21 protein-coding genes and 1 riboswitch are annotated in these 23,965 nt (G+C 47.2%); of the genes, 2 read left to right on the plus strand and 19 right to left on the minus strand.

Annotation, left to right across the window (positions count from 1 at the left end):
* Positions 1-461: 461 nt before the first annotated feature.
* The 10 genes from M3630_RS06480 to M3630_RS30935 all read right to left on the minus strand — a co-directional run bounded on the left by M3630_RS06480 (position 462) and on the right by M3630_RS30935 (position 12,264).
* Positions 462-683: a helix-turn-helix domain-containing protein gene (locus tag M3630_RS06480; RefSeq protein ID WP_003387736.1), complete on the minus strand. Its 222-nt coding sequence runs from the start codon at positions 681-683 to the stop codon at positions 462-464.
* Positions 684-1,105: 422 nt separating this feature from the next.
* Complete coding sequence (locus M3630_RS06485; RefSeq protein WP_251251601.1) at positions 1,106-2,029, minus strand: ABC transporter permease; 924 nt, start codon at positions 2,027-2,029, stop codon at positions 1,106-1,108.
* A 44-nt stretch (positions 2,030-2,073) separates the two neighbouring features.
* Complete coding sequence (locus tag M3630_RS06490; RefSeq protein ID WP_173608600.1) at positions 2,074-2,997, minus strand: ABC transporter permease; 924 nt, start codon at positions 2,995-2,997, stop codon at positions 2,074-2,076.
* A gap of 34 nt (positions 2,998-3,031) precedes the next feature.
* Positions 3,032-3,895: an ABC transporter permease subunit gene (locus M3630_RS06495; protein ID WP_251251602.1), complete on the minus strand. Its 864-nt coding sequence runs from the start codon at positions 3,893-3,895 to the stop codon at positions 3,032-3,034.
* Positions 3,896-4,245: 350 nt separating this feature from the next.
* On the minus strand, positions 4,246-4,770 hold the full coding sequence (locus tag M3630_RS06500; RefSeq protein ID WP_251251603.1) for a GNAT family N-acetyltransferase: 525 nt from the start codon (positions 4,768-4,770) through the stop codon (positions 4,246-4,248).
* Positions 4,771-4,802: 32 nt separating this feature from the next.
* Positions 4,803-6,893 carry an ABC transporter transmembrane domain-containing protein gene (locus M3630_RS06505; protein WP_251251604.1) on the minus strand — a complete coding sequence of 697 codons (2,091 nt, stop codon included), beginning with the start codon at positions 6,891-6,893 and terminating at the stop codon, positions 4,803-4,805.
* Between the two features lie 20 nt (positions 6,894-6,913).
* Positions 6,914-7,438 (minus strand): hypothetical protein, encoded by a 525-nt coding sequence (locus tag M3630_RS06510; protein WP_251251605.1) that lies wholly within the window; start codon positions 7,436-7,438, stop codon positions 6,914-6,916.
* Between the two features lie 73 nt (positions 7,439-7,511).
* Positions 7,512-7,970: a chemotaxis protein CheX gene (locus M3630_RS06515; protein ID WP_056497752.1), complete on the minus strand. Its 459-nt coding sequence runs from the start codon at positions 7,968-7,970 to the stop codon at positions 7,512-7,514.
* 92 nt (positions 7,971-8,062) lie between these two features.
* Positions 8,063-8,461 (minus strand): hypothetical protein, encoded by a 399-nt coding sequence (locus M3630_RS06520; RefSeq protein ID WP_221867750.1) that lies wholly within the window; start codon positions 8,459-8,461, stop codon positions 8,063-8,065.
* 71 nt (positions 8,462-8,532) lie between these two features.
* On the minus strand, positions 8,533-12,264 hold the full coding sequence (locus M3630_RS30935) for a S8 family serine peptidase (RefSeq protein ID WP_285860277.1): 3,732 nt from the start codon (positions 12,262-12,264) through the stop codon (positions 8,533-8,535).
* Positions 12,265-12,454: 190 nt separating this feature from the next.
* On the opposite strand from M3630_RS30935, the gene M3630_RS06535 reads away from it, so the two are divergent.
* On the plus strand, positions 12,455-12,895 hold the full coding sequence (locus M3630_RS06535; protein WP_251251606.1) for a MarR family winged helix-turn-helix transcriptional regulator: 441 nt from the start codon (positions 12,455-12,457) through the stop codon (positions 12,893-12,895).
* A gap of 567 nt (positions 12,896-13,462) precedes the next feature.
* Here the strand turns inward: M3630_RS06535 and sdhB are convergent.
* From sdhB to M3630_RS06550, 3 genes are read right to left on the minus strand one after another with little or no spacing between them, the layout of a single operon-like run.
* Entirely contained in the window at positions 13,463-14,212 is a 750-nt protein-coding gene (sdhB, locus tag M3630_RS06540) for a succinate dehydrogenase iron-sulfur subunit (protein ID WP_012685406.1), read from the minus strand.
* A gap of 18 nt (positions 14,213-14,230) precedes the next feature.
* Positions 14,231-15,988, minus strand: a complete 1,758-nt coding sequence (sdhA, locus tag M3630_RS06545) for a succinate dehydrogenase flavoprotein subunit (RefSeq protein WP_173608606.1) — start codon at positions 15,986-15,988, stop codon at positions 14,231-14,233.
* Positions 15,989-16,007: 19 nt separating this feature from the next.
* Positions 16,008-16,619, minus strand: coding sequence for a succinate dehydrogenase cytochrome b558 subunit (locus tag M3630_RS06550; protein WP_251251607.1), 612 nt, complete (start codon positions 16,617-16,619; stop codon positions 16,008-16,010).
* A 428-nt stretch (positions 16,620-17,047) separates the two neighbouring features.
* Between M3630_RS06550 and M3630_RS06555 the strand changes: the two genes are divergently transcribed.
* Positions 17,048-17,500 carry a YslB family protein gene (locus tag M3630_RS06555; RefSeq protein ID WP_251251608.1) on the plus strand — a complete coding sequence of 151 codons (453 nt, stop codon included), beginning with the start codon at positions 17,048-17,050 and terminating at the stop codon, positions 17,498-17,500.
* A 49-nt stretch (positions 17,501-17,549) separates the two neighbouring features.
* Here M3630_RS06555 and M3630_RS06560 read toward each other — a convergent pair whose 3' ends face one another.
* The 6 genes from M3630_RS06560 to M3630_RS06585 all read right to left on the minus strand — a co-directional run bounded on the left by M3630_RS06560 (position 17,550) and on the right by M3630_RS06585 (position 23,960).
* Positions 17,550-18,791: an aspartate kinase gene (locus M3630_RS06560; RefSeq protein WP_251251609.1), complete on the minus strand. Its 1,242-nt coding sequence runs from the start codon at positions 18,789-18,791 to the stop codon at positions 17,550-17,552.
* 231 nt (positions 18,792-19,022) lie between these two features.
* A riboswitch (Lysine riboswitch) is annotated at positions 19,023-19,210 on the minus strand.
* Positions 19,211-19,312: 102 nt separating this feature from the next.
* A complete protein-coding gene (gene uvrC / locus M3630_RS06565; protein ID WP_251251610.1) occupies positions 19,313-21,094 on the minus strand; it encodes an excinuclease ABC subunit UvrC in 1,782 nt (593 codons plus the stop codon).
* 38 nt (positions 21,095-21,132) lie between these two features.
* The gene (locus M3630_RS06570; protein ID WP_251251611.1) at positions 21,133-21,384 is read right to left on the minus strand and encodes a DUF2164 domain-containing protein; all 252 of its coding nucleotides are present in this window, start codon (positions 21,382-21,384) and stop codon (positions 21,133-21,135) included.
* Positions 21,385-21,510: 126 nt separating this feature from the next.
* Complete coding sequence (locus tag M3630_RS06575) at positions 21,511-22,224, minus strand: ABC transporter ATP-binding protein (RefSeq protein ID WP_251251612.1); 714 nt, start codon at positions 22,222-22,224, stop codon at positions 21,511-21,513.
* A 1-nt stretch (position 22,225) separates the two neighbouring features.
* Entirely contained in the window at positions 22,226-22,987 is a 762-nt protein-coding gene (locus M3630_RS06580) for an ABC transporter ATP-binding protein (RefSeq protein ID WP_251251613.1), read from the minus strand.
* A 1-nt stretch (position 22,988) separates the two neighbouring features.
* Positions 22,989-23,960, minus strand: a complete 972-nt coding sequence (locus tag M3630_RS06585; protein WP_251251614.1) for a branched-chain amino acid ABC transporter permease — start codon at positions 23,958-23,960, stop codon at positions 22,989-22,991.
* Positions 23,961-23,965 lie beyond the last annotated feature (5 nt).

A 23,965-nucleotide genomic window follows, 5' to 3' on the forward strand; every position in this document is an offset into this window, starting at 1 on the left:
TTTGTGATGGTGTGTTATATATTGGTATTTTAGGAAAAGGATGATAGTCACTTCTTTTTTTGCAAGAACTGCTGCAACAATTGACCTCTACTCAATGATGGTTTCCAGTGCTCCTAACGGAACTCAGATTGAGGTACTGCAAGCCTCGCCTGTTCCTGGAGGATGGATCATTATCAGTTCAGGTGGAAATTCGAAAGTGATCAGGAAAATTGGCTAAAACAAAGAGCACATAGCAATGCATCTAGTCCGCGAGCTGACGTCGAAATGCAATCGGCATCAGCTCGCGGGTTTGTAACAACATGTTCGGAATACTAGATGAAGAACCGCCTGGTACATATATCATCTGCAAGATAAGTTTCTGGGAGGGCGATTTATCAAATGAAGCTAGTGATAAATCGTTGAATATAAAAAAACCCTCCCTTCCGACCAAGGGAAGAAAAGGGAGGCTGGGTGGACTGGGTTCAAATCTCTAGTTCACCAAGTCGAACGAGTTCGACTACTGCCTGAGATCGACCTTTGACACCTAATTTTTGCATGACATTACTAATGTGATTGCGCACAGTCTTTTCGCTGATGAAGAGTTGTCCGGCAATCTCTTTGGTTGTCTTATCTTGGACCAAGAGTTCAAACACTTCTCTTTCGCGATTCGTTAACAACGGCTTGGTTTGGTCGCTACCCTTCAATCGTGCCACCCCTCCTTGTGGGCTCTACAGGAACAAGGTTGAGGGATTACAGAGTCACCTTATCCTATGATGGGGGGTGGGTGATGGTGCCGGAATTTCAAGGATTTTAGGCTTTTGCCTTACATCCTATTCAGAAAATGGGCAATGGGTTCCGAACACCGCTGAGAAACCTCTTCGACATCCGCCGTGAATTTTTCCGTTCGAGACGACGATGGTCGCCAGTTGTCCCCCGTTCAGATCGCGACGAGTTCGCCTCAACCTGATGAGATTGCCATCGGAACCCAAGGCCAACACCGCCCCCGACACTCCAGTCTATTCAGCCGACACATATACTGCTCCCTACAATTCGGCTTCCATTCCACTATTTTTAACCGGATCAACCAAAAGTGCCCTTGATTCGTAAAAACCAAGGGCACCACACCTTAAATAAAAGGAGTACGACTATACGTTTGTTCGAAGTTATCACGCAACCCTTTTGCCAACAAGCTAAACGATCCAATGGCGATCATGAATGCCCCCAGCGGTACGAGAAAAATCCACGTATAGTTACTGTAAATAAAGCCTCGATAAGACCCGAGCAACCCGGCCCATTCGTGTGTAATAGAATGATACAAAATCGGGTCAAAGGTCATTTTGGTTCCACCAACAAACAGGTCAAATATGCCGAGAAGCCCCATCAAGGTCATGACAGCGATCATTTCTGTCACCAAGATAATAATGAGCTGTTCCTTCAAATGTGGCAAGATGTGGCGAAAGACGATTTGATTCCGTCCAGCTCCCAGTGAAATGGCAGCCAAGACGTATTGGGATTCCTTAATTTGTTCGGCCTTTTGACGCACAGAAGAGGCTACAGAAGGAGTTCCAAGGACAGAGACAAGCCCTATGAAAAGCAGAACGAGCGTGAACGTCGGCAGCTCGGAGTTCACATTGATCCCTTTCAAAAGAAAATACACGGGGATAAACACAGGCATATAGCTCCACGCGTTTTCAATCGCTATCCACCAACGCTGCTCTTTATCTTGAATACCGATATAGAGTCCAATCCATGTACCCAGTAACACGCGAATGAATGCGATCGCAAGAGTAATAAAAACAGTGTATGGCGCTCCATGGAGCAAGAGGGTCAGTAAATCATACCCCCATTTGTCCGTGCCGAGCAGATGTTCCTCTGACGGTGGTAAAGGCGGAGAGACCATGACTTGTTTCCCGTTCACAATCTCCTGACGCATCTTCGCCTGATATTCCAGATCATAGGGAGCCAAGTAAGGACCCACCACAGCGATCACCATCAGAGCGAGCACGAAAATACTGCCTAGCCATAAAGAAAAATGGAATCGTCTTTTCATCCAAAAACCTCACTTATCCCTCATGCTGAAAATTGACCAGCTGCTTAAATAAATGGGGTACGACTATACGTCTGTTCGAATTTATCACGCAATCCTTTGGCCAGTAGACTAAAGGAACCAATTGCAACCATATAAGCAGCAAGTGGGATCAGGAAAATCCACGTGTAATTCGTGTAGACAAAGTTTCGGTAAGTCCCGAGCAGTCCTGCCCATTCATGTGTGGTCGAGTGATACTCAACTGGGTCATAGTACATAATCGTGCCGCCTACAAAAAGACCAAATATCCCGAGAAGCCCCATCAACGTCATGGTGGCGATCATCTCTGTTACCAGGACAATGACCAGATGCTCCTTCAAATGCGGTAAGATGTGTCGAAAGATGATCTGATCCCGCCCGGCCCCCAGCGAAGTCGCAGCTAAAACGTACTGCGATTCCTTGATTTGCTCCGTTTTTTGACGGATGGACGCAGCTACCGAAGGCGTCCCTAGCACAGCCACAACCACTATGAAAAACAATACGAGCGTAAACGTTGGCAATTCGGGATTGATATTGATTCCTTTCAATAAAAAATAGACAGGAATAAATATAGGCATGTATCCCCAGGCGTTCTCAATCGCAATCCACCAGCGCTGCTGCTTGTCCAATATTCCAATATACAGTCCGATCCATGCCCCCATCAATAATCGCAATAACGCAATCATGAGCGTAATAAAAATGGTGTACGGTGCCCCGTGGAGCAGTTTTGTTAGCAAATCATAGCCCCATTTATCCGTACCCAACAAATGCTCGCTTGACGGTGCCAAAGGAGGTGAAATAATCACTTGCTTCCCGTTCACCATCTCATTGCGCACTTTCACCTGGTAATCGACGTCATAGGGGGCCAAATAGGGTCCGGCTACACCGATAACCATGAGAATGACTACCAAGATACTGCCTAGCCATAAAGCCCAATTGAACCGTTTCCTCATACCATACCCTCACTCATTCCAAAAGAAGTCTGGGTTATTTATACACAACCGCGCGTTCAATCACATACAGAATGAGACGAATCAATACATAGACCAAAATGGATAGCAAAATAATACCTAACAGTCCCATGACGGCAGCATTGAATTCGTAACCGCCATCTTTGCTGAAAATAAAGCGGGTCAATCCTACGACGTTTAATAAGTACTCGACAATAAACAAGTTGGCTACCGAAATCGCAATTGTCTTCTTTAAATCAGCAATGAGAAACGGTTTGATATTTTTATAGACGTGGTGAATGAGAACATGCCAGATCCCCATCCCCTTGGCAAGTGCTGTTTTAATGTAGTCTTCGCCGCCGATTTGTGCATACTTCAGGCTGACTACCTTCATAAGGAATATCGTCGGTCCAATTGACAGTAGCGTAATCGGAAACCAGGTACTCTCCGAGTCACTTACAGGTGACAGGGTGATAATTCGAATGTTTGTCATCTTGTAGAATCCGACCGCACCCACAATCGAAACAACAATCAGGATAAAATCAGGAATCGTGGCAAGCAGATTCAGAACCTTTTGAAATTGACGCACAATCCGAAAGCGCTGCAATAACAATCCAAAAATAATACTAGCTAGGACTGCGACACTAACACTTGCGAATAGTAGTTCAAAAGAGCTAATGGCAAATGGCAGGATATCCTCAGCGATGCTCCTTTCCGTTTGCCCAGAATAATAGGTTCCGAGAGAGCCTTCTGCAATCTGCTGAATCAGATACACCGTATGAACTACGATATTTCCCGGTTCGAACACAATTTCTTCCTTTTGCGTATATAGCATGAACGGCCCACCGCAAACGACGATCACTAGGAAAAACATCCCAATTAATTGTTTTACATAGGTCAAGCTCTCATACCTCCTTACTATTTCCAACAATACACTATCTATTAAAAATCATCCAGACAATAGAAAATATTTTATTTTTTAATTCTATTCAAACAGAAATAAAAAAGTGGTTGAGCAGGATAGCCTGTCAACCACTTCTCCATTCATGGGAACAGTTGATTCGAAAAAGATGATAGCTGATCGATTACTTCGTAGAAGAAGTAGCTACACGCAGCTGCTCATTTTTCATGAGAAGATTTTGAATCGAAGCAGTAAAAGGTTTTCTTACTCCATCTTTCAAACGTGGTACCATTGGAATCATCTGATAGACCTCCCTTCTGACAATATCTTCTTAAGAATAGCATTTTTCCTTATTTAACGTCAATTGCGTCCATTCCCAGATAGGAAGCGAGCTGATTGATTTCGGACATGTAGATGTTTTCTTGTCCGTAGTAGCCCTCCTGCTCCCCTGCAACCTGTGCAAATTTCGAATAGAGCCGGTTCAGATAGGCATGTTCAGCATCAGCGCAAAAGGTCACCTGTTTCACTTGTGCGTTTTCTGTTTGAACCTGTCTGATAAGATAGCGAAAGCCTTTCAGAAATACCCTGCTCCTTCGATATTTTTCTTCGACGATGACGGAATGGATATAGCAAATTTCGCCCTGTGGGTCTGGTTGCCTTTCTGCTGTCATGTATTGATAATGGCCCCATCCGACCAATTTACCTCGCTCGTCTTCTATCAGGATCAAATGAGAATCCGGGAGAAACGTCAAAATATGAGCAAGCGTATCACTGAGGGAAAACATTCGACTAAATTCCAATCGATTGCGCATAAAGAATAGCGTAAATTGAGCAAAATCATGGTCACTGGTACATTTTCTAAATTGGACATGCATTCTTTGCACACCGCCTCTCTTTTTTCTGTTGGTTAACGTATCGGGTGTTGGACGTTCTTGCCATTCGTCGATTGTCGGGACGTGATGTACTGGTATACCTTTAAAGGTAAGGTCAAGACAACACAAGAGGTGAGAGCTGTCACGGTTGTTGTCTGTAAAGCACCTGCTAAGTCTGTTTCTCCAAAGTGATCCCCGTCCTCCAAGATCGCAAGGTGAATCTGCTCCTCAGATTCAGCAGATGCTTGGGATACGTCTACCTTTCCTCGTGCGAGGAGGTGAAACTTCTCTGCTGCTTCTCCTTCCCGAATGATCGTCTGTCCAGCCGTAAACGTCTCGGTATGGAAGAGATGTAAAATATCAGGCATGTCGGCACCTAAAACATCCGCATTGCCTTCAGTCGCAGTCAAAACACTTTGCTTGTCCCATAGCCGTCTGTAATAGCCCCGCTTTTGCAACAGTTGAACATGTGTCCCTTGCTCGACTAGTTCCCCCTGCTCCAACACAAATATTTGATCCATGTCCGTTATAGTCGACAAACGATGTGTAACCGTAATGACAGTCCGATCTCTGGAAAGCTTTGCAAAAGTCTTGTTAATAGAAGCCTCTGAAATGGGATCGAGAGCAGAAGTGGCTTCATCCAGAATGAGTAAAGAAGGATTGCGCACAATCGCTCGAGCAATGGCAAGTCGCTGCCTTTGTCCCCCTGAGAGGTTGCTTCCCCCATCCAAAACTAGTGTTTCGTACTTGTCAGGTAGAGACATGATAAAGTCATGGATCTCCGCTTGCTGTGCAGCTATCCTCAATTCCTCGCTGGTCGCATCGAGTTTGCCGAGCCGGATGTTTTCGGCTATTGTTCCGTGAAAAAGAAAGTGATCCTGAAAAACGACCCCTACATGCTTGCGGAAGGCTCCCCGATTACATTCATCTAGTTTTGTGCCGTTTATCTCGATATGACCAGAACTAGGTTGATAAAAGCCTAGTAGCAGCTGAACGATCGTGCTTTTTCCAGACCCGCTGGAGCCAACAATTGCCACTTTTTTCCGAGCCGGAATCTGCATGCTGACCTGCTTGATGGACAACTGATTGTCCTGATAGCCAAACGTAACATTTTTGACGGACACTTCAGTCGTACGCAAATCCAATTGTTCCGCAGAATGGTCGACTTTTTCACTAGGTTCGTTCAGCACCTTCTGGATTCGCTCCATACTTACTTGTGCATCTGTCATCAGCGGGAGCGTAAAGGTCAGATTAAACACTGCATTCCCCATCGACGTATACATGGTGAAAAAGGCGACCAGCGAACCGACAGAGATTCGCCCGGTGAGTGCCAAATAGGAACCGAAGCCGATAATCGTAAAGTTGATGAGTAGTAAGCATAGCGCAGGGATTCGTTCCAGCTTTGCTGCCATCAAATTTTTGCGATAGTTGCTGACCAACAACACTTTGAGTCTTTCATTGAATTTATCGATCATGACAGCTTGCAGATTGAAGCCCTTGATAACCATTTGCGCTCTGGTGTTTTCCTGGACATCATTCGTCATAGCCGCGAGTTGTTCTTTGTATGCGGCATTGACTGCGTGGGCACGCCGGCCAAGCAAATAAGGGCCTGAGAAGATCAAGATTGCCCCCACCAAAATACACAGCGCCATCACCCATTCCAAGTAAAACAGCACCATCGTACTAATCGTCACCACCGCCAATGACTGAATACCGGTCGTGAAGAGAATCGCTAACGATCTGTCAATGACAGGCAAATCCACTGAAAAGTGAGAGACCAGTTCGCCCGAACGCGTTTTGTGGAAATAGCTGACCGGCAAATGCTGCATATGTGCAAACAGTTTTTGCCGCAAATCATTTTGCACACGTGCATTTAGTTTTGCCAGCACATAATCACTGACTATTCCAGCGCTGACACAGATAAACCCGCTAATCGCCAATACTAACAGGATGACTGTGAAAACGTGCATATCTTTGGGAACAATCGCTTTATCAATGATCATCTGGAAACTGAGAGGTGCCAAGGATAAAAAAAGCAGATCGAGAGCAAGCGTGAGGAAAAAAAGGGAACTCAGGAGCTTATAGGGGCGTATGTATCTAAACAGGTTTTTGATGACGAACAGCATCGTGACGTCTCCTTCTTGGATTAGAAAAATGGTTCATGTTGAAACCGTGCTGCATAGGATTGCCAAGCCAAAAAAGATGCGCGATATTCATCCAATGGACCGTTTGCCGTTTCCACAGAAGCTACCCGTTCTGCAATCTTGGTAAACAATTTGCGTAAAGAGTCGTCCGAGGAAGCCCAGAAACGAAACTCCTTCACGTCCTCCTCCATATAGGCAATATACTCGGTTACATACTGAAGGGCGTGCAAAAAAAGGCGCCTGCTGCGATACTGTTCCAAAAAATAGACCACCTGAATTTGAACGATATGCTTATCTTCGTACTGATTTTCACCTGTCCCGTAAACATATGAAAAGGCACCGATCACTTCATCGTCATCGTTGAAGCAAAGAAATGCTTTCCCCTCCAGTAAAACAGGACTCGCCAGAAAACTGAGCGCCACAGGATAGGAATATGGCATGCGAAGCTGGTCGTAATTTTCCAATAAAAAGGCCATGTATTTCTCGTAATACATCTCAGCTGAGCAGATCGAGAAGTAATGATCCATCTCTTTTTATCCCTCCTTTGAATGATAAAGCGTGGGTACGTATCCTTCACAAAAAAGACGGCCATTAGCCGCCCTATCTTATCACAATTATTTGAATATCCAGTCTGCCCATGTCATGAAGATCGAGCGGTGCAGTCAATGCTGTCCCTGCCATGTCTTTCAAGTCATGCTGGTGTAGAAATAAGGGCGGGGTAATGTCTACAATAACACCTCGATTGGATAAAAGCGTGCTCGCATTCCCGGAAATCATGTTCCCTAACTCGGAAATGGCACTTTTACCGAGCTCATCCATCTCTTGCACGGGATAGCCGCCCATCATGGCCGAGACAATGCGCAAAGCCAATTCCTCTTGCAGACCGAAAAAGACCTCACCTTGTAATTGGCCTGTCATTCCGATTCGAATCCATGTATGGCCTTCTACATGGCTCCATTCTCTTTCAGCTAACTCTCCACGCGAAATGTCGACATTGCATACTTGTTGAATCACGGACGAAGCTGATTCAAGAAATGGATCAAGGTACTGGACTATCATCTGCATTCTCTTCCTTTCCCGGGCAATTCACTCTTAGAGGTTGTACTCGTATAGGACTATCATAATGTCGCTTTTTGGCAGATGCAATAGGATTACGAAAACTTCATAGGCATAAGGTCACGAAAACAAGGTATGCCGGGAAAATAATCCTCTACTTTTGTCTCATGACGAATGGTATAGATGGTCGTGCACGTTCGCAAGTCTAATATTTCTACACCGACCTCATGCTTACTCAATTGCCACATCGGTAGCTCGACTTGATCAAAGGCAAAAACAGTATCCCCAAATTCCAAGCATTCCTGTATACAGCGGACATCATCGTAATGCTCATCGGCCTCAAGCAAATGAACAGGCTCCAAACCGAATTGTTCGATCAGATGAATGCGATCCAACAATTGCTCTGCTCCACGCTTCCTTCTGGCTGTCCTTCTCGGTGAGAGCACTGGGTACTCTCTCGTAACATATTCCCAATTGATCCCGTGGTAAAACATCAAATAGTATCCTCCAAAAAAAAATTTGGCCCGGCAATAGCCGTTTATCTGCTACTGACGGGCCAGCTAGCCTATTTTTTCTTTCCGACGACGTTCATCTCCGCTCGGGCTTCCCTACCCAGCGCATCGGTAGCAACAACCGTCAGTTTTTGCTTGCCTTCCTCTACCTCATGAAGCACCAAGCGAAAAAGCCCATGATCATTCGCGTTGGTCTGAAAGCTCTTTGATCCGTAGTTGATTTGGAGGTTAACAGCACCAGCACCTGTCACTTTCCCTTCGATGGGCAGCGCTTCGCCTTCCTGCCCTTCCAGCTGTTTGTTAGGAAGCTGTATCGTCGGAGCTGGCACTGTTCGCGCCTTGTAGGATATACGCTGCTCCCCATTGCTTATGACAACAGCCCCTGCATTTGCATCCACATACGCATACACCATTAGCATGCTTTGATTGCCTGCGCCGTCTTTTCCTTCGAGTAAAATGCGATTTTCTCCCTGCTTCATACTCAAAATTTGCGTTACGTATTTTTGCGCAGGGATTTCCAATTGCTCTTCTTCAAAGTAGGACACGATTTGCCCGTTGATACTTACCTGACCTTTGTAGGTTTGATCTCTGTACATGAAGCGCACCGGAACCAGCATGTTCTTGGTCGCTGGATCGAACTGTACGTCTTCGCTGCCATCGTTTAGCAATTGCAATGTCGGAGGACTCGTATCGACAATGACCCGCTGCGTGAATTGGCGCTTGTTTCCATACATATCCATCGCACTGTACATCACATAATTGAGACCTTCCGTTAATCGAAGGATGGTTTCAAATGATCCATCCGTCGCGAGCTTTACAGGCGTTTTGTTAATCGACAAGCGTACTCTGTCCATCATATCCTCGCCTGTCACTTTGCCCCTGAAGGCCACATCCGGCTGCTTGGATATTTTCAAATAAGGAAACAAATCATCCGGGAACTCCACAAATGGCGGGGTGCTGTCGCTTTTCCCGTTTATATGTGCCACACTGATATTCCCCGCGTAATCATACGCTACCACACTCATTTTTTTATCCGGCTGATTAATGAGTGTGCTGGACACTTTTGGAGAATAGGGTCCTCCTACTCTTTTGCCGTTTACATAAAGGAAATAGGCCTGGATATCTTTATCACGGCTACTCCACTGAACCCGATTTCCTGACACAGAAGCTGTAATTACAGGAGCTTTTGTATCCACACGGATGGGAAGTGTCATCGATTGCCAATTTGCATTGCGATCGTCTATTTTGGCCTTAATAGAGAATTGGTACTGCCCATCAGGTGCCTGTATATAGGCGCCTTTTTGCGGTGAAAAGATCTTTCCGTCCCAGCTCCACGCTTCCTTTTCCGTATAATAGTATGGGGTCCCCAGCTTGGATTGGTCGAACTTACTCACCTTTTCATCACGAACAAGAGTGCGAATCGGCTTGCCTGACTGGTCTGTTACTTCGACGATAATATGTCGGGCATTCCGCAAAAACGTAATCGAAGGAGCAGCGACATCATAATGCCCATCCCCGTTTGGCGAAAAGGCAATATGATTGGGATCGACTTTCGCACCGCCATCGGCTTTGACACCTGTAACTCCCAGATAATCGCGATAGCGCCACTTGTCATTGCGTTTATCATGATACCAGGTTGTCTTGACACCTGTGCGTTTTTCCTGGCTTTCTGCCTCCCATACGGGCTGATCCATAATCCTTGGTTCATCCCAATCGCCATAGAAGCCATAAAACGGCGTGCGCAACGTAGGCAGCTCCTTATCATCTGGTTGAAAGGAAATAAATCCTTCTGCAAATTGATTGCGTGCGGAGCCTTGCGGAATCGTGAGCGTTACCTTCACTTCCTCTAACTTCCCTGGGGCAACGGTAATCTTCGGTGCGGAAAATTGCAGTTCTGCCCCCTCGAAAAGAGTATCGGTCAGCATGTTGAGCCCATTCTTGCGCAAGTCAGTCAAGACGCCAAACTCATTTTGCAGTTGATACGTAATCGGCTTTTTGCCAAACTTGTTATTGATAAACAGAGAAAAGGTCGTTGAATTCCCGATCTCTCCTAACGAGACGCCTGCTTTTCCTTTTGCAGTCACAACGATGGCTGGGGTCTTGATCGCTTTTGCGATTTGCATCACACCTGCCCCTTGAACCCGTGGGCTGTAAGGTACTTTTTTTGCTTTCTCTTTATCCGCTGCTGCCACGCTGATTTGCGGATCGATAATCGGCTCTGCTGTATTCATAGCCGCAGCCTTTAACGTATCGACTAGCGATCTGCCTTGCAGGTTCCGCCCTTGCTTGAGATAGCCTTGCTTCAGCAAAGCCATTCCTCCTGCCACATGTGGCGTCGCCATTGAAGTACCACTTTTCACGGCATATTCAGACTCTCGCGTGAGTGACAAGATGCCCCCACCTGGAGCTGCAATCTCCGGTTTGAACTGCAAATCGGGCGTTGGTCCCCATGATGAAAAAGCAGAGATCGTTCCACCGTCTGGGTAGGGCATTGGATTTTGTCCATATTCACCGTTAAAGGAGACGGTCACTTTCTTGCCTTTTTTAATCGCTTGTGCCATTTGCTCGCCCATGTGCTTCAAAATTGAAACAGCCGGGATTTGTTTGGCATGCTCCGCACTGATAATCAATGGTCCCATTTCATTGTTGTAGATGACAGCACCAACTGCTCCTGCTTCTTTGGCGAGACGCAGCTTTTCGTCAAATGAAATGTCCCCTCGCTCGAGCAATACCACTTTATCTTTTACGGAAACATTGTAGTCTTCCTTCTTCCCTTTCCCCATATAGACGAGCGGATACGGCTTCATCAGCGTCATGACTGGGTTTATTGCACCCCCGCCTTCCACATAGCCCGATAAATACACGACTTTCTCCATACCGGGTACTCCTTGCACCGTAAAGCTATAGCCAGCCAGTGCTGTAGCGTTGACAGAAGCAACTGAAAACGCATCAGGACTCAAGCCTGGAGAACCGATCATAGCGATATCCGGATTCTGTGCTCGTACCTTATCACTGCCGAAATACGCATCATTGCCGGCGGCTGCCACTACTACGATCCCATTGTCGACTGCTCGCTTCACAGCCATTTGCTCCACATTTGTTTCATCCACATAACCCGCTGAGGAACCGAGACTCAAGTTGATGACATCTGCTTTTTTCGTAATGGAATCATTGATTGCAAATAAAATCGATTCACCTAGCCCAGGTACCTCGCTTTGATAGTTGGAAAATACTTTTTGGCTAATGAGCTGTGCTTCGGGAGCAACCCCTTTTACTTTTCCGTTGGCACCAATAATTCCCGCCACATGGATACCATGCTGAGATTCCGAAACGTCTTCCGTTGTTTGCGTTCGGTCAGCCCAGTTAAAGCCAGGGATCACCTTCTGGGAAGAGCCTGATTTTTGCATGGCTGAACGCTTATCATGTGGGGCAGGCAAATCGGGGTGGCGCGGATTGACTCCCGTATCGATCACGGAAACGAGCATCCCTTCCCCTTTTACCCCCGCTTCCTCCCAAGCCTTAGTCGCCTCAATCATTTCCAGCGAATCGACAGGCGCGGATTTTAATTGCTCACCTCGCAGTAGCAGTTCTTGTCGTTGCCATTCATCTGCTTTCGCTTTATATTCCTTGTCCGCCTTGCCTGTATGTAATGGCTGGTGCATATCCGCGAGATCCTGTAAAATCTGCGTACGAATGGTCGCCGTTCCTTCAAACGCTGTTGTGCTCACAGTCGTTGCGGGAAGCAAAGCCAATATCAATCCAATGCTGCATACCTTTTTCTTCATCGTTTGCCCCCTTGCTGGAAGTCATTCCATTATGTTTTCAGTTTTCACTAGGAATCGCTTGGGTATTCCCTTCTTTTCGCGAAGGTTGACAAACGATGTATTTTCTGCCTATATTTAAGTGCGTTAAATATTACATATCAAATATTCTCGCTCACGAAGAAATAGATCAAATAAGGAGATGATACGAGCAATGCCTTCCCCTTCTACAGATACGCTTGAGCGCTTGCAGGAGGCGTTTCGTACCATTATGCGCACGATGGGAACGCAATTAGCTGAACCTGTATCGGGTTTAACTGGCCCGCAATTTTACATTCTTCATCAGTTGGAACAGAAGGAAAAATGCACGGTTGGAGAGTTGGCTGAATCAATGGGGGTCAAACCAAGCGCAATCACAGCAATGGTCGACCGTTTGGATAAACACGGCTTCGTCGCCCGTGATCGTGATGAGGAAGATCGCCGAGTTGTTTACATCAGCTTGCGTGATTCTGGCAAAAAAATTTTGCAAGTAGCCAAGCAGAATCGGAGAGAACAACTAAATAAAATGTTTTCTCACCTCAGCGAGGATGAACTCCAGCAGTTCGTCAGCATCTTTGAAAAGCTGGCGGTGGCGGCGGTTATCGAGACGAATTGAATAAACTCATTGTACGTTGATATTGTGGTGGGGAGAAAACAGGAGAGAACGCTCAGATTCTTGTCCCACCCGCTGGCGGATTCACTGCCCGCCTCCATGCAAAAAGCGAAACCGCGTCCAAAGTGGTCCTTTCAGGATGCTTCTCAGAGGTGGACGCTTAAGAGCGTGTTTCGCTTTTTGCATTGCGTCTCGGTCGGTGTACCAAAGATCTTCGCTTTTTTCTCCTGTTTCCTCTACGAACTTTCCGTGTTAACGGGTTTTAAAAGCATTAAAAGATTGAAGAATGCAGTAAGTCACGACAGAGAAGAATATTTCCAGACGTAGCGACTTGTGGAGTCCCACCCAGCGGAGAAGGGATTTGCGGGCAACAGAAACGCAACGTGCCCACGCGACGAAGCGGCTACCACTTTTGCGTTTCCCCGCAAATCCCTTCGGAGCGGCCAGTCTACCCCCCAGCAGGACGGAGCCTGGAGCCTGGACTGGAAATATTCTTCTCTCCACTACAGCGACATGGAAAAAAGGCGTGCATTCCGGATCACCGGTGCACGCCTTTTCTATTGCAAACAATTAGGAGAAGAAGAACTTCTTCACTGCATGTTTGGTTGTTTCTTTGTTCATGTGAGCAATCGAAGTTGTCAGCGGAATGCCTTTTGGACATGCCTGTACGCAGTTTTGCGAGTTACCGCAATCACCGATACCGCCATCTTCCATCAGAGCTTCCAGACGCTCATGCTTGTTCATCATACCCGTTGGATGCTGGTTGAACAGACGAACCTGCGAAATCGCAAACGGACCGATGAAGTCAGACTTCGCATTCACGTTCGGGCAAGCTTCCAAGCAAACACCGCACGTCATGCACTTCGAAAGCTCGTACGCCCATTGACGCTCAACTTCCGGCATGCGAGGACCTGGTCCCAGGTCATGCGTACCATCGATTGGAACCCACGCTTTTACGCGTTTCAGCGCATCGAACATGCGGCTGCGGTCAATCGACAAGTCACGCTGTACAGGGAAGGTGCTCATTGGCTCAAGACGTATCGGCTGTTCCAGTTTATCAACCAGTGCCGAGCACGCTTGACGCGGTCTTCCGTTAATAACCATCGAGCACGCACCGCATACTTCTTCCAAGCAGTTCGATTCCCAGTTTACTGGAGACGTTTTTTGACCTTGTGCGTTGAGTGGATTACGTTGAATCTCCATCAAAGCACTGATCACGTTCATACCAGGACGGTAAGGGATTTTGAACTCTTCCTTGTACGGAGTGCTGTCAGGGCTATCTTGACGAGTGATAATCAAATGAATCAATTTTTCTGCCATGATCAGTTTCCTCCTCTCTTAATGCTTCTTGTCAGACGTATAGTCACGTTTACGTGGTGCGATCAGGGATACGTCGATGTCTTCATAGTAGATTTCAGGCGCAGTCGTTTCAGCATTGAACTTCGCCATTGTCGTCTTCATGAAGTTTTCGTCATCACGCTCAGGGAAGTCAGGCTTGTAGTGAGCACCGCGGCTCTCGTCACGCTTGAGCGCACCGATTGTGATCGCGCGGGACAGTACGAGCATGTTCCACAGATGGCGGGTAAACGCCGCACCAGAGTTGCTCCATTTATTCGTATCGTTGATGTTGATTTTCTTGTAGCGTTCCATCAGTTCAACGATCTTATCATCCGTTTTTTGCAGACGGTCGTTGTAACGAACTACCGTTACGTTGTCAGTCATCCACTCACCCAGTTCTTTGTGGATCAGGTAAGCATTTTCTGTTCCGTCCATTTTCAGGATGCTGTCGTATTTCGCCTGCTCTTTGCTTGTGAAGCCGTCGAAGAGCGTGGAAGACAGATCATCAGAGGATTGGTTCAAGCCTTTGATGTACTCGATCGCTTTTGGACCTGCTACCATACCGCCATAGATTGCGGACAAGAGGGAGTTCGCACCCAAACGGTTTGCACCGTGCTGAGAGTAATCGCACTCACCTGCTGCAAACAAACCAGGGATATTGGTCATTTGGTTGTAGTCTACCCACATACCGCCCATGGAGTAGTGAACCGCAGGGAAAATCTTCATTGGAACTTTACGTGGGTCATCCCCAACGAATTTTTCGTAAATCTCGATAATACCGCCCAATTTTACATCCAGTTCTTTTGGATCTTTGTGGGACAGGTCGAGGTATACCATGTTTTCGCCGTTGATACCCAGCTTCATGTCTACGCAAACGGAGAAGATTTCGCGAGTCGCGATGTCACGCGGAACCAGGTTTCCGTATGCAGGGTATTTATCTTCCAGGAAGTACCAAGGCTTACCGTCTCTGTACGTCCATACACGACCACCTTCACCACGAGCAGACTCGGACATCAGACGAAGCTTGTCGTCGCCCGGGATTGCAGTTGGGTGAATTTGGATCATCTCACCATTGGAGTAGATAACCCCTTGTTGATACGCCGCAGACGCTGCTGTACCTGTATTGATAATCGAGTTCGTCGATTTACCGAAGATGATACCAGGTCCGCCTGTTGCCAAAATAACGGCATCCGCACGGAAGGATTGAATTTCACCGGAACGCATGTTTTGTGCAGTAATCCCGCGACAGGTTCCTGTATCGTCCAAAACGGCTCCGAGGAAATCCCAATATTCGTACTTGGTTACCAGACCTTCAGCTTCATAACGGCGTACTTGTTCGTCCAATGCGTACAAGAGCTGTTGTCCAGTTGTCGCACCCGCAAAAGCGGTACGGTGATGCTTGGTTCCCCCGAAACGACGGAAGTCCAACAGACCTTCTGGCGTACGGTTAAACATAACGCCCATACGGTCCAACATATAGATGATGCCAGGTGCTGCATCGCACATTGCTTTAACTGGCGGTTGGTTTGCCAAGAAGTCTCCGCCATATACTGTATCGTCGAAGTGCTCCCATGTGGAGTCGCCTTCCCCTTTGGTATTTACCGCACCGTTAATACCGCCCTGCGCACAGACAGAGTGGGAACGTTTTACCGGAACCAGGGAGAACAGCTGAACAGGAACGCCTTTTTCTGCTGCTTTGATGGTAGCCATCAAGCCGGCCAAACCTCCACCGACAATGATCAGTTTACCTTTTGCCATGAGTTTTGTCCCCCTATCCCTACAAAATGAAAGCCGACATCGCACGCAAGCCGATGAAGGTTACAACTACGAATACGCCCAAAGTCAGGAATGTTGCAATGCGCTGGGAACGCGGCCCAACTGTAATTCCCCAGTGAACCAGGAACGACCACAGTCCGTTGGAGAAGTGGAAAGTCGTGCTAATAATCCCGATTGTGTAGAATACGATCATTGCAGGACTGCTTAAAATGTTTGCCATCATGTCAAAATCCACGTGTGCACCCATTGCTTTTTGGATACGAGTTTCCCAAACGTGCCAAACAATAAAAATGAGGGTAATGACTCCTGTAACACGTTGCCACAAGAACATTTGATTTCGGAAGTAACCGAAGTTCCCTACGTTTTGCTTAGCTTGGAGCGCAATGTAGAGACCGTAAACAGCGTGAAACAGGATCGGGAGGTAGATAAAAACAAATTCAAGCACCAATACGAATGGAACATTTTCAATCAAACCAACTGTTTGATTAAAAGCTTCGGCTCCACGGGTCGCTTGGTAGTTGGCTGTCAAGTGAAACAGCAGGAAGAGCCCGATCGGAAACAAACCAAGAAGTGAGTGGAGCTTGTGACTGAGAAAGCTATGGCCTTTCGCCATACAATGGTCCCCCTTTCAATGTATGTAACTCTCAATTCTGTGAAAAACGTCAAGCGTCACCGCAAGCGGTCCAAAACGGCTTCGACCGTTTTGATAGACCTTTCCCCAATATCCTAACCCATTGCCTCACCCATTAGACATAGCAAAACCGCCACGATCATTTTATGTACAGCGTCTTGAAGCCGTTCACAAAAAGACTGCGTTCACTAGATCAAATGAATTTGTCGGAATGTGTCAAAATACGAGAAAAAGTTGGGCAAAACTTTGACCAAATCCAATTGTACTCTTGTCGACACAGAGCGTCAAGACAATCAATGTACTAAATACATTGATAGAATAACTTTGTTTAGTCCAGCTATTTTTTCTCTTACGATGTCATGAATGCGAGTCCCTTCTCATAATCTAGTACAGACAGGAGGGAAGCACATATGAAAGAGAAGGATCAGCTTGCAGCACTGTTGCCGCCAGAGACCATTCCCTATGCGGAAAGAATGAATATGCCCTACCTTGGCTATCATCTTCTACGCGAAACGCTGACTAGTACCCTGCTAGGCGACAGTGAAAACCATATTCTCTATTGGATAGGAAAAAATATGGGCCGCCAAATCCCCATTCAATCTGCAACAGGTCCGATTATGCCTTTTATTCGGCTCGGATTAGGCCAGCTAGACGTCGTGGAGGAGACCAATCAAACGATCGTCTATTCACTCACTCATTCCATTTTTAACTATCAGTCTATAGAAAGACTAGGATGCAGTCTTTCCTTTGAAGCCGGGATCATCGCTGGTATGATTGAGCAGTGGAAAGAAAGAGAAACGTTTAGCAAAATCGAAATGGAAAGCTCTTCTGACATACGTATCTCCGTACAAGTGGCGTCATGAACAAAATGCCCCCTCTACCTATAAGGAAGGGAGAGGGAGCATCCATTTTTTATACGCCGTGCACGACTGCGGTTTCCTCAACATCCAGACCATAGGCCGAATGCAGACTGCGAACAGCCAGCTCCGTCAAGGCTGCTGGAATGACGCAAGAAACCTTGATATCAGATGTAGATACCATTTTAATAGAAATTTCTTTTTCTGCCAGAACGCGGAACATTTCGGCAGCAACCCCTGGATTGTTGATCATTCCGGAGCCAACAATGGATACTTTGGTCAAGCTTTCCTCGAAATCGACTTTTTCAAAACCAAGCTCGTTTTTGTTTCTGTCCAGCGTATCCAGTGCTTTTTTCAGGTCATCCGCTGCAACTGTAAAAGAAATATTCGTAACAGTCGCATCATAAGAGCTTTGGATAATAATATCGACGTTCACCTGGTTGTCTGCCAGCGTATTGAACAGACGGGAGAGCGTCCCGACCTTGGCAGGCATGCCGACAACCGTGATTTTGGCTACATCTTCATCATGTGCAACTCCACTTACTACTCTACCTGTTTCCATGTTGGCAACCTCCTCAACGTACGTACCCTCTTCGGCAGTAAAGCTAGAGCGGACGACCAGCCTTACCTTGTATTTTTTCGCAGCCTCTACTGACCTAGGATGAAGAACCCCTGCACCGAGGTTCGCCAGCTCCAGCATCTCATCATACGAGATCGTATCCAGCTTGCTCGCAGCTGGAACCATTCGTGGATCAGCTGTATACACCCCGGAAACGTCTGTAAAGATTTCGCATTTCTCAGCGTTCAAGCTCGCTGCAAGTGTAACCGCAGATGTATCCGATCCACCGCGGCCGAGCGTCGTAATTTCACCTTCGTCACTGATCCCTTGGAATCCTGCCACGATGACCACACGACCGCGTCCGAGCTCGGATTGAATCCGCTCGGGATCAATCTGCTTGATCCGCGCTCTTCCGTGAATCGCCTCCGTGGTGATTCCAGCTTGCCAGCCCGTAAGAGAAATAGCGTCGTAGCCTTTTGTATGCAAGGCCATCGACAAAAGCGCGATCGATACTTGCTCCCCCGTGGTCAGCAGCATATCCATTTCACGCTCGGATGGGTATGCGCTAATCTGCTTGGCCATGTCTACCAATACGTCAGTAGATTTCCCCATCGCAGAGACAACGACTACCACATCATGTCCTTCCTCTTTGTAGCTGATAATTCGATCCGCAACTCGTAAAATTCGCTCAATGGTACCTACAGAGGTGCCTCCGTATTTCTGCACGATCAACCCCATGCGGCTTCTCTCCCTTTTTCTCATATCCAATGTTGGTATTTATCTCGTATCGTATGGTTTTTCACTATTTTCTCTATAAGGAAAAGTCTTGCATTTTTATTTTACAAAAAAGGCACCGACAAGGAATAAGACCTGCCGCTGCCTACTGTTTCGACATACCGGTTCCTCCCTCCCAATACACGCGGACAACGAAGATTGACAGTCATCACCATCAAAACTCACATTGACACACCGTGAGATAGCTCTCCATCTGACAATTGGTCATTGTGCAGATGACAGTCCTGCATTTGTTCAACGCAGACCCAGCATGGAGAAAAGCGGGTTTCCCTCCACACTTCGGCGAATTCCCCTTTCCCGTCCCCTTCACAGATACCCGATCTCAGGGTGGTACTCTTGGTTTTCGCGCCTCTACCTCACTCCATAATGGAAGTGAGGCTAACTATTCTGTTTGAATCGGATTATATCATGAGTCTAAAAATGGATCAATTCCTTTTTAAAGGTTACTCCAAAAGTTACATTTGCTAAGTATCGAGCTTGCGCAGATGCCCGATGATTTCTTTTGCCAGCTTGTCGCCGATCCCTAATTGGCGGAAGTCTTCGACGGTCGCCTCGCGCATTTTCTTCAAAGAGCCAAAATGAGAGAACAACAGCTTGCGCCGCTTTTCACCGATACCCGGGATCTCATCCAATTGCGACGAGAGCATCGTTTTGGTCCGGGATTGTCTATGGAACGTAATAACAAAACGGTGGACTTCGTCTTGGATGCGCTGCAACAAATAAAACTCATAGCTGTCACGTCTAAGATTCACAGGCTCTGGCGGATCTCCGTACATGAGCTGAGCAGTACGGTGCTTCTCGTCTTTCGCGAGTCCACAGACGGGAATATAAAGACCCAGCTCGTTTTCCAGAACGTCCATAGCCGCACTGATTTGGCCTTTTCCACCATCAATCACAATCAAGTCGGGCATTGGCTGGTTTTCTTTTAGCAAGCGAGAATAACGTCGCCGAACGACTTCTCGCATGGAGCCGTAATCATCTGGTCCTTCGACGGTTTTGATCTTGAATTTGCGGTATTCCTTTTTGTCAGGGCGCCCGTCTGTAAAGACAATCATCGCAGACACAGGCTCTGTTCCTTGAATGTTGGAGTTGTCAAACGCTTCAATTCGATGAGGAACCGGAATCCCTAAAATGTGACCAAGATTATGCACCGCTTGGACCGTCCGAGCATCGTCTTTAGACATCAGGGCGAACTTCTCCTGCAAAGCAATGCGGGCGTTCTCGGAAGCCATCTTCACGAGCTCATGCTTTTTGCCTCTTTTCGGCGCATGGACTTTGATGCCCAGCCATTCACTCAAAAGCTCTGGTTCACTCTCTTGCGGGAGCAAAATTTCTTTCGGCAGCGCATTTTGCTTATCGTAGTAGAACTGGCTCACATAAGACATGAAGTCTTCGGTTTCGCTGCCATAGTATGGAAAGGAAGTCGTCTGACGCTCGATCATCTTCCCTTTTCGCATATAGAACACCTGAATGCACATCCAGCCTTTTTCCACAGCAAACCCGATAATATCGCGGTCTACCGTATCGGTGAACGTGATCTTCTGCTTCTCCATCACCGCTTCGATGCTCTTGATCTGATCGCGATATTCCTTGGCTCGTTCGAACTCCATGTTTTCTGCGGCTTGGAGCATTTTTTCCGTGAGGGTTTGCTTCATTTCCTCATGGCCACCTTCGAGGAAGCGGCTGATTTCATCCACCAAACGCTGATTTTCCTCAGCCGAAACCTCGTACACACAGGGCGCAAGACATTGCCCCAAATGGTAGTAAAGACAAACCTGCTTGGGCATATTGCGGCATTTTCGCAACGGATAGAGGCGATCCAGCAGCTTCTTTACCTCGGAGGCATCTCCGGCATTCGGATATGGACCGAAATATTTGGCTTTATCTTTTAATACTTTACGGGTAATCTCCAGACGTGGCTGCGCCTCATTCGTAATTTTGATATACGGATACGTCTTGTCATCGCGAAGCATGACATTGTAGCGCGGATCGTGCTCTTTGATCAGGTTGCACTCGAGGATGAGCGCCTCGATCGCTGAGGATACCACAATGTACTCAAAATCCACGATCTCACTGACCAGCAGCTGCGTCTTCCCGTTATGACTGCCTGTAAAATACGAGCGGACGCGGTTTTTCAGCACCTTGGCTTTTCCTACGTAAATGATTTCCCCGCTCGCATTTTTCATCAGGTAGCAGCCTGGCTTATCTGGCAGGACGGCCAGTTTATCTTTTAAGGAGCTGTTCATGGCTGCTCCCTCCTCTTTGCTCTATATCTGCCTTGCATCTATTTGTTCTTGTGAATTGGCTTTTCCAATACATACAGTTCATCTTCCAAGGAACTCATCCGTTCCACCAGCAGCTTGCGGCTGTCTTGCACCCCTTGGTTGTAATAGAAGGGACCGAGCTCTTTTGAAAAAAAGGCAATCAACTCTTCCGTCTCCAAATTGCCGAGTGTCTCTGACCGTTCTTCTTTATAGTAACGCTGTACTTGATGAACAAGATATTCAATTTGCTCTCTCGTCAATTTGGTTGGCATCGTATCCGGCTTCCTTCCCTTTTTCGCATGATAAGAGAATATACGTTCTACCCTTCATAGTACCATGGAATCAATACGAAAAAAACTGCCGCCTCATTCCATGGCGACAGTTTTTTATAGGCAGACCTAGTGCTTGCGACCGCCCAAATATGCCTCTTTTACACGCTCGTCGTTTAACAACGCTTCTCCTGTGCCGTCCAATACGATTTGCCCTGCCTCCAGCACATACCCGTAATCAGCGATTTTGAGGGCCTGTTTGACATTTTGCTCCACGATAAGGACGGTCGTACCTTCCGCATTGATTTCTTTGATTACCTTGAAAATGTCCGCCACCACGATAGGAGCCAAGCCCATCGACGGCTCGTCCAAAAGCAGCAGCTTCGGGCGAGACATCAATGCACGAGCAATGGCTAGCATTTGCTGCTGACCGCCAGACATCGTCCCTCCCAATTGGGAAAGCCGCTCCTTGAGGATAGGGAACCAGATCATCATCTTTTCCATGTCGTCCTTGATGCCTTGTGCATCGTTGCGTTGGAATGCACCCATTTCCAGGTTTTCCAGAACGGTCATCTTTCCGAGGATCGCACGCCCTTCTGGAACCAACGCCAGTCCGGCTTTTACGATTTGATGGGGTCTCGAACCCTCTATGCGTTGACCACAAAACGTAATCGTCCCTGCTTCTGGCTTCAGTTGACCTGCGATTGTACGCATGGTCGTGGTTTTGCCCGCTCCGTTCGCACCGATCAGCGAGACGATTTTGCCCTCAGGCACTTCCAGCGTAATCCCGCGAATCGCCTTGATTTGACCGTAGGAGGTCGTCAAGTTTTGGATGTTCAGCATCTTATTCGTCCTCCTTGCCGAGGTAGGCTTCAATCACATCTGGATTGTTTTGTACCTCTGCCGGGGTACCGTCAGCAATTTTGACCCCAAAGTTGATACATACGACCTTTTCACACAGATTCATGACCAATCCCATATCGTGTTCGACCAACAGGACAGTCGTCCCGTCATCGCGAATTTTTTTGACCAGCTCCATGAGTGCTTTCGTCTCGGTCTCGATCATTCCGGCAGCAGGCTCGTCCAACAGCAAGAGTTTTGGTTCAGTAGCCAGTGCCCGTGCAATCTCCAGACGTCGTTGTTGACCGTAAGCCAATGTATCCGAGCGGACATTAGCAATGTCAGACAAGCCTACGAATTCGAGTAGCTCCTCGGCTTTTTTGGTAACCGCTTTTTCTTCCGCACGTTGTCCCGGTGTTTTTAAAAGGGAAGCCCAGAAGCCTGCCTTCATGCGCGAATGACATCCCACCTTCACGTTGTCCAATGCACTCATGTGACCGAATAGGCGAATATTTTGGAACGTCCTTGCAATCCCCATTTCGGTAATTTTGTTTGGCGCCATGCCGTTTAGCTTTTGTCCGGCAAAAGAAAAGGTACCCGTTGTTGGTTCGAATATGCCCGTTGCCATATTGAAAATGGTCGTTTTCCCCGCACCATTCGGACCGATCAAGCCGACAATTTCGCCCTCTCCGACAGTAAAAGAAACGTCACGAAGAGCGGTGATGCCGCCAAAGCTTTTTCCTACGTTCGCAAGTTCCAGCAACATCTTATACTCCCCCCTTCGCTTCCTTCTCCGATGATTTGCCCCGACGACGCTTGAACAGCTTTTGGAACGTATCGGCACCGATCAAGCCATGCGGACGGAATGCCATTACACCGACCATGATCAAACCGTACATGAGCATTTTATACTCTGCCAAACCACGCAGCACCTCCGGCAGCGCCGTAAGAACCAAGGCACCAAACAGCGGCCCCCATACGACTTCGCTGCCGCCGATCACGGCATAAGACAGAATTTCTACGACTTTATGATAGTTAAAATCATCTGGCGTAATCGTCGTCGTAATGTGGGCGAACAATCCTCCACATACCCCTGCCAAAATTGAACCGATCACAAAAGCAAGCATTTTATAATAATTGACTTGCAATCCCATCGCTCGTGCCGCCGTTTCATCTGCTTTGATCGCTTCAAAAGCACGCCCAAGACGCGAACGGTTCAGACGCAGCGTCAAGAAAAGAACGAAGGCAAACAGGAGCAGCATAAACACAAAGGTCGATAACGACTTCATTTGCATGACCGAAATGCCAAGAGTTTGCGCTTTTAACCCCATTGCTTTTTCAAAATCGTACAAATAATTCCCAACCGATTGAAGTCCGGTCAATCCAAGAGCCCCGTTTGTTATCTCCATATTAAGAAAAATAACGCGAATCACTTCACCAAAGCCAAGCGTAGCAATTGCCAGGTACAAGCCGTGGAGCTTCAATGTCGGAGCACCGATCAACAGTGCAATCAGTCCTGCTACCAGTCCTCCGATTATGATGGCGATAAACAGCGGTACGTCCGCTTGCTTCGTCAAAATACTCGCTGTAAAAGCGCCAATGCTCATAAAGCCCGCATGTCCCAAGGAAAGCTGGCCCGTCGAGAGCGTAATGTAAATACTGATCGCCAAAATACTGTTTAACAAGATAAAAGTCAGTACTTGTAAGTTATATGGATTGAGAATGTCCAATGTCTGCACCTCCC

This window comes from Brevibacillus sp. MER 51, assembly GCF_023714195.1.
Lineage (GTDB): Bacteria > Bacillota > Bacilli > Brevibacillales > Brevibacillaceae > Brevibacillus.